The sequence below is a fragment of the Schaalia sp. genome, from assembly GCF_050312375.1.
Classification (GTDB): domain Bacteria; phylum Actinomycetota; class Actinomycetes; order Actinomycetales; family Actinomycetaceae; genus Pauljensenia; species Pauljensenia hyovaginalis.
Genome location: NZ_JBNOYB010000102.1, coordinates 1 through 15,445, shown reverse-complemented (window position 1 = coordinate 15,445; position 15,445 = coordinate 1). Strand labels below are relative to the sequence as shown.

The 15,445-nt window shown below is 69.2% G+C and carries 12 protein-coding genes; 8 read left to right on the top strand and 4 right to left on the bottom strand.

The window, feature by feature from the left end; translation table 11 throughout:
- The first annotated feature begins 15 nt into the window (after nucleotides 1-15).
- The 3 genes from ACQY7V_RS07780 to ACQY7V_RS07770 all read left to right on the top strand — a co-directional run bounded on the left by ACQY7V_RS07780 (nucleotide 16) and on the right by ACQY7V_RS07770 (nucleotide 3,821).
- Complete coding sequence (locus ACQY7V_RS07780) at nucleotides 16-1,614, top strand: xylulokinase (protein ID WP_428639666.1); 1,599 nt, start codon at nucleotides 16-18, stop codon at nucleotides 1,612-1,614.
- A 391-nt stretch (nucleotides 1,615-2,005) separates the two neighbouring features.
- A complete protein-coding gene (locus ACQY7V_RS07775) occupies nucleotides 2,006-2,887 on the top strand; it encodes a DUF5926 family protein (RefSeq protein WP_235361990.1) in 882 nt (293 codons plus the stop codon).
- A 103-nt stretch (nucleotides 2,888-2,990) separates the two neighbouring features.
- Nucleotides 2,991-3,821, top strand: coding sequence for a glycosyltransferase (locus ACQY7V_RS07770; RefSeq protein WP_235361989.1), 831 nt, complete (start codon nucleotides 2,991-2,993; stop codon nucleotides 3,819-3,821).
- Between the two features lie 74 nt (nucleotides 3,822-3,895).
- Here ACQY7V_RS07770 and ACQY7V_RS07765 read toward each other — a convergent pair whose 3' ends face one another.
- From ACQY7V_RS07765 to ACQY7V_RS07755, 3 genes are all read right to left on the bottom strand, one after another.
- On the bottom strand, nucleotides 3,896-6,442 hold the full coding sequence (locus ACQY7V_RS07765) for an HAD-IC family P-type ATPase (protein ID WP_428639664.1): 2,547 nt from the start codon (nucleotides 6,440-6,442) through the stop codon (nucleotides 3,896-3,898).
- 167 nt (nucleotides 6,443-6,609) lie between these two features.
- Nucleotides 6,610-6,855 (bottom strand): heavy-metal-associated domain-containing protein, encoded by a 246-nt coding sequence (locus ACQY7V_RS07760; RefSeq protein WP_154475760.1) that lies wholly within the window; start codon nucleotides 6,853-6,855, stop codon nucleotides 6,610-6,612.
- Between the two features lie 44 nt (nucleotides 6,856-6,899).
- Complete coding sequence (locus tag ACQY7V_RS07755; protein WP_235362303.1) at nucleotides 6,900-7,184, bottom strand: metal-sensitive transcriptional regulator; 285 nt, start codon at nucleotides 7,182-7,184, stop codon at nucleotides 6,900-6,902.
- Nucleotides 7,185-7,365: 181 nt separating this feature from the next.
- Between ACQY7V_RS07755 and ACQY7V_RS07750 the strand changes: the two genes are divergently transcribed.
- Entirely contained in the window at nucleotides 7,366-8,886 is a 1,521-nt protein-coding gene (locus ACQY7V_RS07750; protein WP_428639661.1) for an alpha/beta hydrolase, read from the top strand.
- Nucleotides 8,883-9,530: a pyridine nucleotide-disulfide oxidoreductase gene (locus ACQY7V_RS07745; protein WP_303772544.1), complete on the top strand. Its 648-nt coding sequence runs from the start codon at nucleotides 8,883-8,885 to the stop codon at nucleotides 9,528-9,530. The genes ACQY7V_RS07750 and ACQY7V_RS07745 overlap by 4 nt, the downstream gene beginning before the upstream one ends.
- Nucleotides 9,531-9,627: 97 nt before the next feature.
- Here the strand turns inward: ACQY7V_RS07745 and ACQY7V_RS07740 are convergent, their stop codons facing one another.
- Nucleotides 9,628-10,428, bottom strand: a complete 801-nt coding sequence (locus tag ACQY7V_RS07740; protein ID WP_428639659.1) for a GNAT family N-acetyltransferase — start codon at nucleotides 10,426-10,428, stop codon at nucleotides 9,628-9,630.
- 108 nt (nucleotides 10,429-10,536) lie between these two features.
- Here ACQY7V_RS07740 and ACQY7V_RS07735 point away from each other — a divergent pair, with 108 nt between their 5' ends.
- The 3 genes from ACQY7V_RS07735 to ACQY7V_RS07725 all read left to right on the top strand — a co-directional run bounded on the left by ACQY7V_RS07735 (nucleotide 10,537) and on the right by ACQY7V_RS07725 (nucleotide 15,394).
- Nucleotides 10,537-12,249: a glycoside hydrolase family 13 protein gene (locus ACQY7V_RS07735; RefSeq protein WP_428639658.1), complete on the top strand. Its 1,713-nt coding sequence runs from the start codon at nucleotides 10,537-10,539 to the stop codon at nucleotides 12,247-12,249.
- Between the two features lie 186 nt (nucleotides 12,250-12,435).
- Nucleotides 12,436-13,344 carry a DMT family transporter gene (locus ACQY7V_RS07730; protein ID WP_303772540.1) on the top strand — a complete coding sequence of 303 codons (909 nt, stop codon included), beginning with the start codon at nucleotides 12,436-12,438 and terminating at the stop codon, nucleotides 13,342-13,344.
- 109 nt (nucleotides 13,345-13,453) lie between these two features.
- Complete coding sequence (locus ACQY7V_RS07725) at nucleotides 13,454-15,394, top strand: HAD family acid phosphatase (RefSeq protein ID WP_303775851.1); 1,941 nt, start codon at nucleotides 13,454-13,456, stop codon at nucleotides 15,392-15,394.
- Nucleotides 15,395-15,445: the final 51 nt, after the last annotated feature.

Below are 15,445 nucleotides of genomic sequence, written 5' to 3'. Positions count from 1 at the left end.
ACGTCAGGAGAGCGAATGTCTGAGTCAGCGAAGGAACTCATCGAATCCGGGAGCACCTCCCTCGGCATCGAATTGGGTTCGACCCGCATCAAAGCCGTCCTCATCGGCCCGGACCACGAAGTCCTCGCATCGGGGGGCCACTCCTGGGAGAACCAGCTGGTCGACGGCCTCTGGTCTTATTCGCTCACCGCGGTCGTCGAGGGGATCCAGGACGCTTACGCCGACCTCGTCGCGCAGGTCGAGAAGCGCTACGGCGCCGTCCCGACGACCTACGGCTCGCTCGGCGTGTCCGCGATGATGCACGGCTACCTGGCCCTCGATGCGGACGGCGCTCAGCTCGCCCCCTTCAGGACCTGGAGGAACACGAACACGGGACGCGCGGCGGAGGAACTCATCGAGGCCTTCGGCTTCAACATCCCGCTGCGCTGGTCCATCGCCCACCTCCACCAGGCCGTCATCGACGAGGAGCCTCACGTCGGGCGGATCGCCTCGATCAACACGCTCGCCGGCTGGGTCCACCAGCGCCTCACGGGCGAGCGCGTCCTCGGCGTGGGCGATGCCTCGGGCATGTTCCCCATCGATTCGACGACCGGCGACTACGACGCCGCCATGATCGCCGCCTACGACGCCCTCGTCGCCGAACGCGGGCTGCCCTGGACGGTCAAGGACGTGCTCCCGAAGGTCCTGCCCGCGGGCGCGCCCGCCGGTTCGCTCACCGCCGAGGGCGCACTGCTGCTCGATCCGAGCGGTCGACTGCGGGCGGGCGTCCCCATGTGCCCGCCCGAGGGCGATGCGGGCACGGGCATGGTCGCGACGAATTCGGTGGCGCAGCGCACCGGCAACATCTCCTGCGGCACCTCGGTGTTCCTCATGATCGTCCTCGAGAAGGCCCTGGAGCGCCTGCACACCGAGGTCGACATGGTGACCACCCCGGACGGCTCGCCGGTCGCGATGGTCCACTCGAACAACGGCGCTTCGGAGATCGACGCCTGGGTCGCGATGTTCGTCGAGTTCTCAAAGCTCGCGGGCCACGAGATCTCCGTGCCCGAGGTCTACGACCTCCTCTACTTCAATGCGCTCAAGGGCGATGCGGACGGCGGCGGGCTGCTCGCCTACAACACGCTCTCGGGCGAGCCGATCCTCGAACTGGATCGGGCGGTGCCGCTGTTCGCGCACGGGCCCGAGGCGCGATTCACGCTCGCGAACGCGATCCGCGTCCAGCTCATGAGCATCTTCGCGACGGTCCGCGTCGGCCTGGACATCCTCGGGGCCGAGGGCGTGGCGCTCGACCGGCTCTTCGCGCACGGCGGCCTGTTCAAGACCCCGGGCGTCGCTCAGAAGGTGCTCGCCGATGCGCTCGGAATCTCCGTGTCCGTCGGCGAGACGGCGGGCGAGGGCGGGGCGTGGGGCATCGCGGTGCTCGCGCGCTACCTCGTCGCCAAGGACGAGGGCGAGACCCTGCCCGAATACCTGGATGCGAAGGTCTTCGCCGATGCGGGCGCGAGCGTGATCGAGTCGGATGCGGCCGATCACGAGGCCTACGATCGTTTCCTCGCCCGGTACCGCGCGGCTCTGCCGGCGGTCCAGGCGGCCGGCGGAGCCCTCTCGCTCTGACCCGCCCCCTCCCCTCCCCTCCCCGCAGCGAGGTCATCACTTTTCTTCGTCGAGATCATCACTTCTTCACATCGAGGGGATGCGAACTCCATCGCGCTGACGCGTCCGGAGATCCCCTCGGCGTGAAGAAGTGATGCTTTCGAGGCGGGGAGGCAGGTGGGGATGGGATCCCCGGTGCCACCGGCGCTCCCGCCCCGCCCTCGTTCCTGCTCCACAGCTTCGCCCCCGCCGCCCCTGTGGGTCCCGGCCCTGTCGGCTCTGCCGGTCCTGCCTCCGCCGTTCCCGCTCCACCGCCCCGCCCTCGTTCCCCCCAACACCGACGAGCGAAAGCGGGCGGCCCGACGCGCCTGCGTGTTCCGAGGCATTCATGCGGCCCGCTACGATTGCGATCATGGGTAAAGCAAGCCGTCGTAAGAAGGTCGCGAATCCCGCCGCTGCGGCGGCCTACCGCGCACCGATCCCCTTCGTCGCCCGTCCCTTCGAGGGACTTGTCCGAGAGGTCGAGCTCGTCGCCATGCGCGAGCTCATCCCCGCCGCGATCATGACCGCGCGCACCGACGCCGCGCACGGCGGCGTCGAGTTCGACATCGTCACGCTCCTGCCGGACGGCCGTTCCGCCATGGTCCGCGGTGATGGGCGCATCCTCATCGCCGCGCAGACTCGCGCGAACTCCGCCGATCTCTCCCACGACATGGGAGCGGCGCTCCTCGCGGCCATCTCGGCGAAGGAGGACGGGAACGAGGGCCTGATCGACCTCGATGTCCGCGAGCCCTCCGAGCGCCTCCAGGACATCGTCGATCCGGAGGGCTTCTCCGAGATGGAGATCGTCGAGAACTTCGCCTTCTGGTTGGACCCCTCGGAGGAGGTCGACGAGCAGACCCGCCGGGCCCTCGAGGAGAACCGCGACGAGATCATCGAAACCGTGCCGGTTCCCGGGGTCGAGGGGATGTACTGGTGCGAGATGAACCGGAACTTCGTCCGCTACGTGTCCGCCGTCGAGGAGAATCCCCTCTTCGATGCGCTCGCCCGCCTTCACGTCCGAGGGGAGGCGCGCCTGTCCGAGGGCTCGCGTTTCGTCGGCGCCTTCCGCGCCTGCGGCCTCGCGATCCCGGTTTTCGAGCTCGCCGAGGGCGAGACCGCCGAGGATGTCGCCGCTCCCGCGGCGGCTTTCGTGAAGGCTCTCGACGAGGCCCTCGCCGAGAAGGGCGCGCTGAGCGCTGAGGAGCGCCGCGCGAAGCAGGGACTCGTGTCCCGTCAGGTGACGATCCGCTGATCCCTCCCGCCCGTGATCGGGGGCGTCGGACTTCGTTTCGGCGCCCCCGGTTCCGTGTGAGTCCCTCGGCCGCGCCTAGGGCCCGGCGGTTAGAATCTGAGGCGTGGATTCCTCGGTCAGCAAGGCGCGTCCCGGGCCGCAGCGCGTTGCGGCGGTGATCCCGGCGCACAACATCGGTCATGATGTCGCTTCAACGGTGAGGGCCTGCCGCGCGATCCCGGGGGTCGACCTCCTTATCGTGGTGGATGACGGTTCGGAGGACAATACCGCGGCCTCTGCGAGGGCCGCGGGCGCGGTGGTCGTCAGGCACTCCGTCGCGCGCGGCCGCGCCTCGGCGATCGAGACCGGGGTCAAAGTCGCGGCGATGCGCGATCGCGCGGATTGGCCCGAGCGCCTCCTCCTCATCCTCAATGCGGATCTCGGGGACTCGGCGGTCGAGGCGACGGCCCTCGTGGAGGCCGTCGTCGGCGGTGAGGCGGATGTCGCCTGCGCCGTTCCGGCGGTCGCGGATTCCCGCATCCGCAAGTCGAGGGCGAAGTCGCTGGCCAGGGCCGTGATCCGCAGGGCGACGGGGTGGGAGCCGACCTCCCCGCTCGCGCCCGTGCGCTGTGCGACGCGTGAGGCGATTCAGTGCGCGATGCCCTTCATGAACGGATACGGCCTCGAGGTCGCGATGACGATCGATGTGCTGGTGGCGGGCTTGTCGATGGTGGAGATCCCCTGTCAGTTCGAACGCACCGGCGCGGATCGCTCCTTCGGCGACTTCAACCGTTCGACGCGCTTCACGGATGCGGCGATCGCCTCGTTGAGGAAGACGCTTCATCGGGTGAGGATCCCCGCGCTAAAGCGGGTCCGCTCCGATGCGCGTCAGGGGATCGGGATCCCCTACCCCCGTCCCGCCCGTGAGCGCATCGAGGCGCCTGCGGCGGACTGAGTCCCCGCCCGCGGCTTTCACCCTCCCGCGCGCGAATCGAGTCCCCGCGTGCTTCGCCCGCCCTCTCGCCGCCCTCAGTGCGCGGAGCGGAGCCTGAGCGAATTGAGGACGACGAACACCGAGGAGAAGGCCATGGCGGCGGCTGCGAGCATCGGGTTGAGCAGTCCTGCGATCGCCAGGGGGATCATGGCGACGTTGTAGGCGAAGGCCCAGAACAGATTGCCCTTGATGATCGCGAGCGTCCGCCTCGAGATGCGGATGGCGGTCGCGGCGCTGACGAGGTCGGAGTTCACCAGGGTGATGTCGGCGACCTCGATGGCGGCGTCGGTTCCCGAGCCCATCGCGATGCCCAGGCCCCGGACCCCCGCCTGTGCGAGGGCGGCCGCGTCGTTGACCCCGTCTCCTACCATCGCGACGACCCGTCCTTCGTCCTGAAGGGAGGCGATGATGGAGCGCTTGTCCTCGGGCAGGACCTCGGCGATGACGCGCGCGATGCCCACTTCGTCTGCGACTCGTCGCGCGGCGGCCGCGTTGTCCCCGGTGAGGAGGATCGGCTCGATGCGGAGCCGTGCGAGGGAGGCGATCGCTTCCGGGCTCGTCTCTTTGACCGTGTCGCGCACGGTGAGTGCGCCGAGGATGCGCGCGTTGCCCAGTCGCGCGGGCAAGGTGCGCCCGCCCTCGTCGCATGAAGCCCCCGAGGGCGGGGCCGCGGCTTCCGCGGCTCCGGGGAGGGTGCGGGAGAGCACGCGCCCGGTGTATCCGGCGGCGTTGACGACTTCTTCGAGTTCGGAGTCGGTGTGCTCGGCGCTGAGGGTGATGGTCGCGGACTCGGTGGCGAGGTTGACGGAAGCGGTGACACCCTCGAGTTTGGAGAGCTTGCGTTCGACGCGTCGGACGCAGGAGGCGCAGGTCATGCCCTGGACGTTCATCGTGAGGGTGGCGAGCGGCGCGGGGCTGCCCGGGATCGTCGGGGCTTCTCGGAGTCCGCTCGCCGGGAGGGGACGGGCGGGCTCGTCCGACCAGTCGGGTACGAGCGCGGCGAGGACCGCGGTGGAGCCTTCGCTTTCCGCCCGGTCGATTGCGGTGCGCAGTTCGGCGGGTATTCCCGCGCCCTTGGATTCCAGCCAGGAGGGTCTGGCGACGAGGGCGAGCCCGGTGCCCGTCGAAGGGTGATCGACGAGGGCGGAGACGCCCAGGCCCGCATGGTTGGTGAAGGAGGAGGCGGGGAGGGGGGTGATGGAGCGCTCGGCCGCGCCCTGGACGATGGCGCGCGCCACGGGGTGCTCGGAAGCGGATTCGACTCCGGCGGCGAGCGCGAGGAGGAGGTCTTCGGGGGCCGGGGCGCCGGGGCGGTCCTGTGCGGGGTCTCCGGCGGCGCAGGGGTGATGCTCTCGAGGGGCTTCGGGCGATGCTCCGGGCGGGGTCGGGGTGATGCTGTGGAGGGACATGCGGCCGGTGGTGACCGTCCCCGTCTTGTCCAGGACCATCGTGTCGATTGAACGGGTCTGCTCGAGGATCTCGGCGGATTTGATGACGATGCCGAGCCGGGCGGCGCGGCCCGAGCCGACGAGCAGGGCCGTCGGGGTTGCGAGGCCGAGGGCGCAGGGGCAGGCGACGACGAGGACGGCCACGCCCGCCGTGAAGGCCGCTTGAAGCGAGGATCCGGCGATGAGCCAGCCCGCGAAGGTGAGGATCGCGATCGCGATGACCGTCGGCACGAATACGGAGGAGATCCGATCGGCGAGGCGTTGGACGGGCGCCTTGCCGGCCTGGGCCTCGGCGACCGTTCGGGAGATCCGGGCGAGCGCGGTGTCGGCGCCGACCCGGGTCGCGCGCACCTCGAGGGCGCCCCACGTGTTGACGGTGGCGCCGGTCGCCTCGTCGCCGGGGCCGACATCGACCGGCAGGGACTCGCCGGTGAGGAGGGAGGCGTCGAGGGCAGAATGCCCGGACTCGATGACGCCGTCCGTCGCGACCTTCTCCCCGGGGCGGACGAGGAAGAGGTCGCCGATCGCGAGGGAGGAGGCGTGTACGCGCGTCTCGGTGCGCTGCCCGCTCGTCTCGTCGATGCGCAGCAGGGTCGCCTCCTTCGCGCCGAGTTCGAGGAGGGAGCGCAGCGCGTCACCGGCGCGGTAGCGGGTGCGCGCCTCCATCCAGCGTCCGAGGAGGAGGAAGAGGACGATCGTGGTCGCGCCTTCGAAGTAGATCTCCGCGTGATGCCCGGCGGCTCGGGGGAGCAGGGTCATGGACATCCGCATGCCGAGCTCGCCCGCGCCTCCGAAGAGGAGCGCCCACCAGCTCCACAGGCTCGAGGCGGTGACGCCGAGGGAGACGAGGGTGTCCATCGTCGTCGAGCCGTGGCGACCCGCGGCGAATGCGGCCCGGTGGAAGGGCCATGCGCCCCAGGTGACGACGGGGATCGACGCCGCTGCGACCGTCCACTGCCAGCCGGTGAATTGAAGCGCGGGGAACATGGAGAGGACGAGGGCGGTCAGCCCGAAGGGGAGGGAGATGAGGAAGCGGCGCTTGAGGAGGCTCGCGCTGGCGCGGGCGCCCTCGCCGATCTGCGTCGGTGAGGGGGCGTCGTTCTTGAGGGCGGTGTTCGGAACGGAGGAGGGCACGATGGGGCTTTCTGCGTCCGCGGTCCGGGGCGTTCGCGAAGAGGTCGGGTGGGCCCGGGTGCGGGGGTTCGGTCGAGTCCTCGGCGCCGCTGGGCGGGGCCGGGAAGCGGCCAGGATGCGTCCCCGGTTCGGCGCCGGGGAAGGGGCGGGCTTGGGCCCGCTCCGGATCAGAAGTCGCGCGTGATGCCGACGAGTTCGAATCCGGCCTCGGAGACGGCTTCGCGGAGCGCGTCGTCGTCGAGGAGGGTGTCGGAGAGGACGGTGACCTTGGAGGTGCCGCCCGATTCGAGGATGACGTCGACGTGCTTGACGCCGTCGACGGCTTCGAGCTCTTCGGTGACGGAGGCGACGCAGTGGCCGCAGGTCATGCCGTTGACGGCGAGTTCAACGGTCCGGTCGATTTCCATGGTCATGGCGGTTCTCCTTCGTAGGGCGGTGGGGTCGGGGGAGGGAGGGGTCAGGATTTGATGAGGCGGGCGATCGCCTTGGTCGCCTCTTCGATCTTCTCGCGGCCGGCCTCGTCGGATTCCTTGGCGGCATTGACGACGCAGTGGTTCATGTGGTCTTCGAGGAGGCCGATGGCGACGGAGTCGAGGGCGGATTGGACGGCGGACATCTGGGTGAGGATGTCGATGCAGTAGTCGCCTTCGGAGACCATCCGCTGCAAGCCCCGGACCTGCCCTTCGATTCGGCGCAGGCGGGTGAGATAGCGGTCCGTGGTGTTCTCGTATCCGCGGGTCATCTCGTGCGCCTTTCGTCGGTCGACGCTCCGACAATACCCCTAGGGGGTATGATGGTCAAGAGTTCCGCCTTGCCTGGGCATCGACGCGGACTACGCTTGGTGGACAAGTGCAGGGCGGCTCCTCGCGCTCGTCGCGAGTCATTCCCTCCGCCCGACCGGAGCCCGACGACAGGAGGTGACGATGCCACGACGCCACCCGCGCATGTACGCCCCCCGACGAGTCCCCCAGTCCTACCCGCCCGTCTACCTGCGCGCCAAACTCCTCCCGCTGCTCCCCGTCCTGGCCTCATCCGTCACCCTCGGATTCGCATCGACCATCACTGCCCTGCCGAAGAAATGGCGCGAGGGCGCGAAGGGCCGAGCCGCGAAACTCGGAGACGAGGCCTCGGAGCGCTCGCAGAGGATCTTCTTCGACCAGCCGGGCCTCGACACGCTCACGGTCCGCGGCCTCGCCCGAGCTGCCGGAGCGGCTTCGACGGCGATCCGCGGACTCATGAGAGCCAGGATCGCCCTCGACGCCGGCCGCGCGAGCAAGGGGGCGCTCAAGGCGCGCGAAATGCTCCCCCTCATCCCCTCGCGCCCCTACGACGCGCTCATGACCTCGATCCTCACCGCCGCGACGGCCGTCGGCGCGATGCGCGGAGGAGCCGTCCACGCCCATCTCCTCCGCGACTCCGCGCAGGAACCGCCCGAGCGCCCGGGCAGGCAGGGGCGCCCGAAGGCCCGCCTGCGCCGCACGGATCCGCCCTCGAGCCTCGCCGACATGTGCGCCGACATCGACGACATGTACTGGGCGATGACCGCGGGCACCACCCTGAAGATCACCCGAGTCGGCGAAGGGGGAGCCAGGCGCTGGCTCGTATCGCTCCCCGGGACCGCGCACACCGACTTCGCAACCGATGAGAACCCCGCGGACATGGAGTCGAACACCCGCGAGATGATCGGCCTGGAATCGGCGATGCGCCTCGGCCTGGTCGAAGCCGTGCACGACGCGATGATCCGCGACGGCGTCGCCGAGGACGAGCTCCGCTCCCAGCCGGTCCTCATCTGCGGGCACTCCCAGGGCGGGATCGTCGCAGTCGCGCTCGCGGCCATGGATCCGGCGCAGGCGGGCCTCGACGTCCAGGCGATCCTCGCCACCGGGACTCCGGGACGGCGCAGGAGGATCCGTCCGGAGGTCGTCATGGTCTCGGTCGCCCACGACCAGGACGTCATCCCCTCGATGGACGGCGCCCCCGACCGCTTCCCCGATCATCGCGTCGGAGTACGACGAACCCTCGTGCGCCCCAAGAAGTCGCCGCTCTACTACGCCCACTCCTCGGCGACCTACACCGAAACAGTTCGCCACCTGGAGAGGAAGGTCCGCGTCATGCCCTGGGGAAGGCTGGCCTCCGCCGTCGCCGCCCTCGATGACTACCTCCCCCAGGCAGGCGAATCCACGCGCGTCATGTTCTACGAGATCTGGCAGGAGGTCCTCGAACCGCGGCGAAGGGACGCCGTCGACGCCTTCGTCGCCCTCGACCGCGTGCAGGGCTTCACTCCGGTCGAATACGCATCCGCATGGGCGCCCGCGCCCTTCATCGACGTGGCGACTCCCCTGCGGAAGGGGATCGCCGGGATCAGAGCCGTACTGAGAGGGCGCGAGGACGCGCCCGGAGTCCGAGGCGGGTCGCCCGCCCCGCGCACTGAGGAGGGACGATGAACAAGAATCCCGGACAGGGGCCCGAGACGATGCCCTGGGGGGAAATCGGTCGTTGGATGCGGCAGTCGACCCCGGTGAACAAGGGGAGCGCCGCAAGGGCCGCGCGCCGCATGCCCCAGATCGCCAACCCCCTGCTCATCGGCGCGATCGGAGTCGGCGCGATCGGCGCCGGGATCGCCATGCGCGCGATGAGGCCGCAGCGCCGTCAAGGGCGCTCCGAGCGCTTCCGCGACCTGCTTCTCGAATCCCTCGACGCCTCGGGCCTGTCCGACATCGAGGGCTGCGCCGTCGAGGTCGGAGAGGGATTCGGCAAGCCCTCCCTGGTCTCCTTCGATGTCGTTGCGGCACCGTCCTCGTCCTTCGACGACGCGGTGAGGATCCTGGACGTGGCCACGCGCGCCGCCTGGGACAACCCCGAGCTCGCTCCGATCGTGATCCGCGGTCGGGTCCTGCGGGCGGATGCGGCCGCAGGGGGCGGTGCGATGCGCGACGAGGGCGGGGCGGGGAAGAACGCTCCGGACGCCCCTTCGCGACGACTCCTCGCCGACATGACCGCCCTCGGCTTCGCCGACGAGATCGCGCGTCCCGACGAGTTGTACGCGAGCTTCGGAGCCCCGGCATCCGACCCGGCCTGGCGGCCGTGACCGCGCAGCGCGGCTGAAGCGCGACCGGATCCGCCGCTCATCCACAGCCCGGAACTGCGCTCGAAGGTCGAAACGGCGCCCCGGGTGAAAGAGGGGCTCAGGCGGTCGCGCCCCGGGTGAAAGGAGTCGTCCCCGTGACCGCGACGAGCCCGGCCCGCTCGAGGATCCGCTTCGACATGGGCGTCGAATCCGAATGGAGGTACTTCTTCCCCATCCGCAGGGCGGCCCTCGCCCTCGCGGCCGTCAATGCGCGGTAAATGCCGCGTCCGCGGAACTCCGGATCGGTGACGCCGCCCCAAAGCCCTGCGCACTCCGTGCCGAGCACCGGCTCGACGCGGCCGCAGGATACGATCCGATCGCCGATCCGCGCGACCCACACCTGCGGGTCGGGGATCCCCGCAGAACGCGCGTGCGCGATATCGTCGAGGACCTGCTGCGCCCGATCCGCATCGGGGGCGTTGCCGAAGAGACGGTCGGCCGTCTCGAGGGCGTCGCGGATCTGAGCCGCCCCCTCCAGCATCGCGAGCTCCACGCCTTCGGCGTCGGGCGCCTCGGCGAGGGCCTCGGCTGATCCGATCATCACGGTCTCGGGCTCCTGCGCGGAAAAGCCCGCCTCCGTGAGCGCGTCCACCAAACCGGGGGTCTCGTCATGCGAGCGGGTCTTCCACTCGATCGACTTCACCCCCGCGTTGTCGAAGGCGGCGAGGACCGAGGGCAGCAGGCGCAGGAGCGAAACGGCCTGCTTCGCGTCAGGGCGGCCGTAGGTGACGAATCCCCGCCTTCCCGGGAAGACAGCGCAGTGGAGCGGACCGATCCTCCATACGACCTGAGCGCCGATCGTCTCGGCGCGCGTCCGCAATTGGTCGTCGTAGACCTTGAGGAGAGCGCTGGCGAACATGCGCAGAGTCTACGTCGATCGACCCCATTTGACATGGGGAAATCAACGTTATTCGATCGATGCGAAACGAAGAATCGGGATGGATCCGGGCGACGAGGGGGATGTGCAGTGAGCCACTTGAAGGATGGGGAGTCGGGCGCCTGGTGGCGCAACGCAGTCGCCTACCAGGTCTACGTCCGCTCCTTCAAGGATTCGGACGGCGACGGCCTCGGCGACCTCGCGGGAGTGACGCAGGCCCTCCCCGAACTCGCCGATCTCGGCGTCGATGCGGTATGGCTCAATCCCGTCTACCCCTCGCCCCAGCACGACCACGGCTATGACATCGCCGACTACCGGGGCATCAACCCCGAGTACGGCACCCTCGAGAGTTTCGACGCCCTGGTCGAAACCGCCCACGGGCTGGGCATCAAGGTCCTCATGGACATCGTCCCGAACCATTCCTCCAATGAGCACGAGTGGTTCCGGGCGGCGCTCGCCGCCCCCGCGGGCTCTCCCGAGCGCGCCCGCTACATCTTCGCCGAGGGCGAGGGGGCGGGCGGTGAGGAGCCGCCGAACGACTGGCCCTCGATCTTCGGTGGGTCCGCCTGGGACCGCGTCGAGGACGGGACGGACGATCCCCAGTGGTACCTCCACCTCTTCGACTCGACCCAGCCCGATTACAACTGGCGCAATGAGGAGGTGCGCGAGGAATTCCTCTCCGTCCTGAAGTTCTGGTTCGACCGGGGAGTCGACGGATTCCGCATCGACGTCGCCCACGGCCTGGTCAAGGCCCCTGAGATCCCCCGAGGCGCGGGCGCCGACGAGTCGGTCCTGTGGACCCAGCCCGAGCTCTTCGAGGTCTACGCCTCCTGGAGGCGGCTCGCCGAGAGCTACGACCCGCCGAAGTACTTCGTCGGCGAGGCATGGGTGAAGGATCCCGAGATCCTCGCCCGCTTCACCGCCCCGGGTGAACTCCAGCAGTCCTTCGCCTTCGATCTGCTGGTCCAGCCCTGGTTCGCCCACCGCCTGCGCACCTCGATCGAGCGTTCCTTCGAGGTCGCCGGCGCCGAGGAGGGGCCGGCCTGGGCCATGGCGAATCACGACGTCTTCCGGCTCGTCACGCGGCTCGGACAGGTGCCGATCGACAAGGACCCCGATCCTTTCGACATGCTCGCCGATGCGCGTCGCACGACCGAGGTCGACCTCGCCCTCGGGACCCGTCGGGCGCGCGCCGCCGCCGCGCTCATGTTCGCCCTGCCGGGCACCGTCTACGTCTACCAGGGCGAGGAGCTCGGCCTTGATGAAGTGCTCGACCTCCCCGAGGAGGCGCGCCAGGACCCGATGTGGCTGCGCACGAATGGCGCGGAACTCGGCCGTGACGGCTGCCGCGTGCCGCTGCCGTGGAGCGACGAGGGCGAGACGATGGGTTTCGGCCCCGAGGGCGGGGCTCGCGCATGGCTCCCCCAGCCCGAGCGCTTCCGATCGCTGGCCCGCGAGGTCGAGGCGAGGGATCCGGGCTCGATGCTCTCCCTCTACCGTGAGCTCGCGCGCCTGCGCAAGCGGCTCCTCAATGATGCGCACCGGGTCGAGTGGATCGAGACGGAGGATCGGAACCTGCTCGTCTTCCGCGCGGGTGCGCTCGTCTGCGCGACGAACACGGGTGACGAGGACGCCCTCGTCGCGCTGCCCGCAGGGGCGCGTCCCCTCCTGTCCACCGCCTCCTTCCCCTCGCCCTCCCCCTCTCCCGCCGAGGTCATCACTTCTTCGCGTCGAGGGGATCTTGTTGACGATGCGGTTCCGGCGAATTCGACCTCGTGGTGGGAACTCGTGCCGCGGTCCTGAGCTGACGTCGACACCCTGTCTGAGCCTCCGAGAAGGCGGTGGGGAGGGGGCACCGCATCCCCTCGATGAACAAAGGTGATGACCTCGGCGAAGAAAAGTGATGACCTCGGCGAAGAAAAGTGATGACCTCGGCGAAAGAAGGTGATGACTTCGGTGAATCGGGGGGTGAGACTCTACCCTGGTCCGGTGACCTCGCGCCCGATCCTCCTTCCCGCATTGGCCCTCACCGTCACCACCGCGGTGTGGGGCTCGACCTTCTTCATGGTGAAGGACATCGTCGTATTCACGACCCCGCTCGACTTCCTCGGCGTGCGCTTCGCGATCGCGGCGCTCGCGATTATCGTGCTGCGAGGGCGCAGACTCCTCACCTGTTCGCCCACGACTTGGCGCAGGGGCCTGAGCGCGGGGGCGGTCTACGCCGCCGCGCAGATCGCCCAGACCTACGGCCTGAAAACCGCCGACGCCTCCGTCTCCGGCTTCATCACGGGGATGTACGTCGTCCTCACCCCCGTGATCCTCTTCCTCGTGTTCCGCGTCTCGACCCCGGCGCGGGTCTGGGTCGCGACCATCCTCGCGACCGCTGGACTGGCCGTCCTCAGCCTCCAGGGCTTCGCCCTCGGAACCGGAGAAGCCCTCTCCTTCCTGGGAGCCGTCCTCTACGCCATCCACATCATCGTGCTCGGCCGATGGGCGGGGCAGGAGAAGGGCCTCGACCTCGCGGCCATCCAGATGATCGCGATCGGCGCGATCTGCGGCGCCGCGGCGCTCCCAGGAGGGATCGGCTTGCCGAGGGGCGTCATCCCCTGGGCCGAAGTGCTCTACATGGCCCTCATATCCGGTCTTCTCGCCCTCATCGTCCAGACCTGGGCGCAAGCCCGCATCCCCGCAGCCCGGGCCGCGGTCATCATGACGACCGAACCCGTCTTCGCAGCACTCTTCGCGATCCTCTTCGGCGGCGAATCGCTGAGCGGCCGCCTCCTCCTGGGCGGAGGACTCGTCCTCGCCGCAATGCTCCTCGCCGAACTCGGGCCGACGGCCTCCCCGCGCCCCGCGCGGGACGGGCGACGAGGGCGCGGCGCCGCCGGCGAACGGTAACGAACGGTAACAATCGAAGCGGAATCGGATCCCGGCCTCGATTCGAAAAGCCCCTTCGGAATACAGTGCTCTCCCCGTCATCGCAGTCGAACAACACAGAGGAGACACCGTGGTCCCTGAATACTGCGTCGAGAATCTCGCCCGAACGGGCGGTCCCGTCGCCCTCGTCATCGGCATCGCCCTTGCCGCAGCCGTCGTCGGAGCGCTGATCGTCACCCGCAGGAGGCGCGGCGGGCTGGTCGCGCTCGCCGTACTGGCGCTCGTCCCCATGCTCGCCCTCGTCCCCGGCAGGGCCGAGGCCTCCGCCTCGAAGACCTGCCCCGATGGCTACCACTACGTGGCGGCGAAGGATCGCGCTCCCGAAGCCGGACAAACGGTCGTCCCCGCGCCCGCGCCCTCTGAGGATCCGCAGAACCCGGCCCCCGAACCGCCCCCGGCGCCCGAGCACCGCTCCGACTACGACGAGTCGTGGATGACGCCGCGCACGCGATTCCTCCTCGCTGCGGACGGGAGCAGCGGAATCGGCGCCAGCGGTGAAGAGCTGCCCAACTGGGACATCGCGCGCAACACGATCCGCGCCTACATGAACGCCGGTCGCGACGGCATCGCGAACAAGACCGAATCGCCCTACATCACCGACGTCACCGCCATCGCCGCCGCCAAGGCCGAGGAGATCGCGGCCGACTGCTCCGCCGCCAAGGCTGCGGGCAAGAAGCCCGCCGCGGTCTTCGACGCGGACGACACGACACTGTGGACCTACGACATGGAGGACGGCGCGATGCACTTCGCATTCACGCCCGCCAAGCAGCAGGAGTGGTTCGATCACAACCAGATGCCCGCCACCCCGGGCATGGTCGCCCTCGTGAAGAAGGTCCACGCAGCCGGATGCGAGATCATCGGCCTCACCGGGCGCAACGACGCGCAGAAGGACTACACGATCCAGAACCTCACCGATGCCGGCTACGTCGACGACGGGGGAGAACCCCTCTTCGCCGCCGACAGGTACTTCACGAAGTTCCTCAAGACCGCGCCGATGCCCGACTACCTGAAGGCCCAGGGGCGCTGCGACGCCGCCGCGAACAAGTGCACGACCGTCCAGTTCAAAGCCGGAACGCGTCAGCACATCATCGAAGACCTCGGCTACACGATCGTCGGCAACTTCGGCGACCAGTGGTCCGATCTGCAGGGGGGCTACGCCGACAAGTGGATCAAGCTGCCGAACGCCACCTACTACCTGCCCAGCCCGAACTTCCCCGAGACGGAAGCGGCGGATGCCGCGGCCGGAATGGCCCCGGCGGAGAGCACCTACGATCTCATGCCCGACGGTTCGAGCGGGAAGGCCGAGGGCGTCAAGGACTACATGGTCCCGAACATGGACATCGTGAAGGCGACCATCCGCGCCTACTACAACGCGAGCCCGGACGCCGCGTTGGGGCAGTACGTCGCGAACAAGACCGAATCCTCCTACATCAGCGACGTCACCGCGGTGACCGCCGCCGCGAAGGAGGAGGTCGTCGCGAACTGCAAGGCCGCGGTCGCCCGCGGTGAGAAGCCCGCGATCACCCTCGACGCGGACGACACGACCCTGTGGACCTACGACATGGAGGAGTGGCTCGAGTTCAACTTCTCGCCCGAGAAGCAGATCGAATACCTGAAGACGAACTACCACGCACTGCCCGCGACCCCCGGCATGGTGGATCTCGTCACCGCCGCGAAGGCCGCCGGATGCGAACCGATCGGCCTGACCGGGCGCAGCGACGACCTCAAGGAGGTCACTCAGCGCAACTTGAACGAGGTCGGCTACCCGGCGATCCCCTCGGAGCTGTACTTCACGAAGAAGTCGTCGATGGCCTCCGAACTGCCCTCGTGGGTGTCCTGCGCGAAGGACAAGTGCACGACGATCGAGTTCAAGTCCTCGGTGCGCAAGCACATCGAGAACGACCTCGGCTACAGGATCGTCGGCAACTTCGGCGACCAGTACTCCGACCTCATCGGCGGCTACGCCGATGTCGCCTACAAGCTGCCGAACCCGACGTACTACCTGCCGTAAACGGACCGGGCCTCAACGGACGACTGCTCCCCGCGATCACTCGATCGCGGG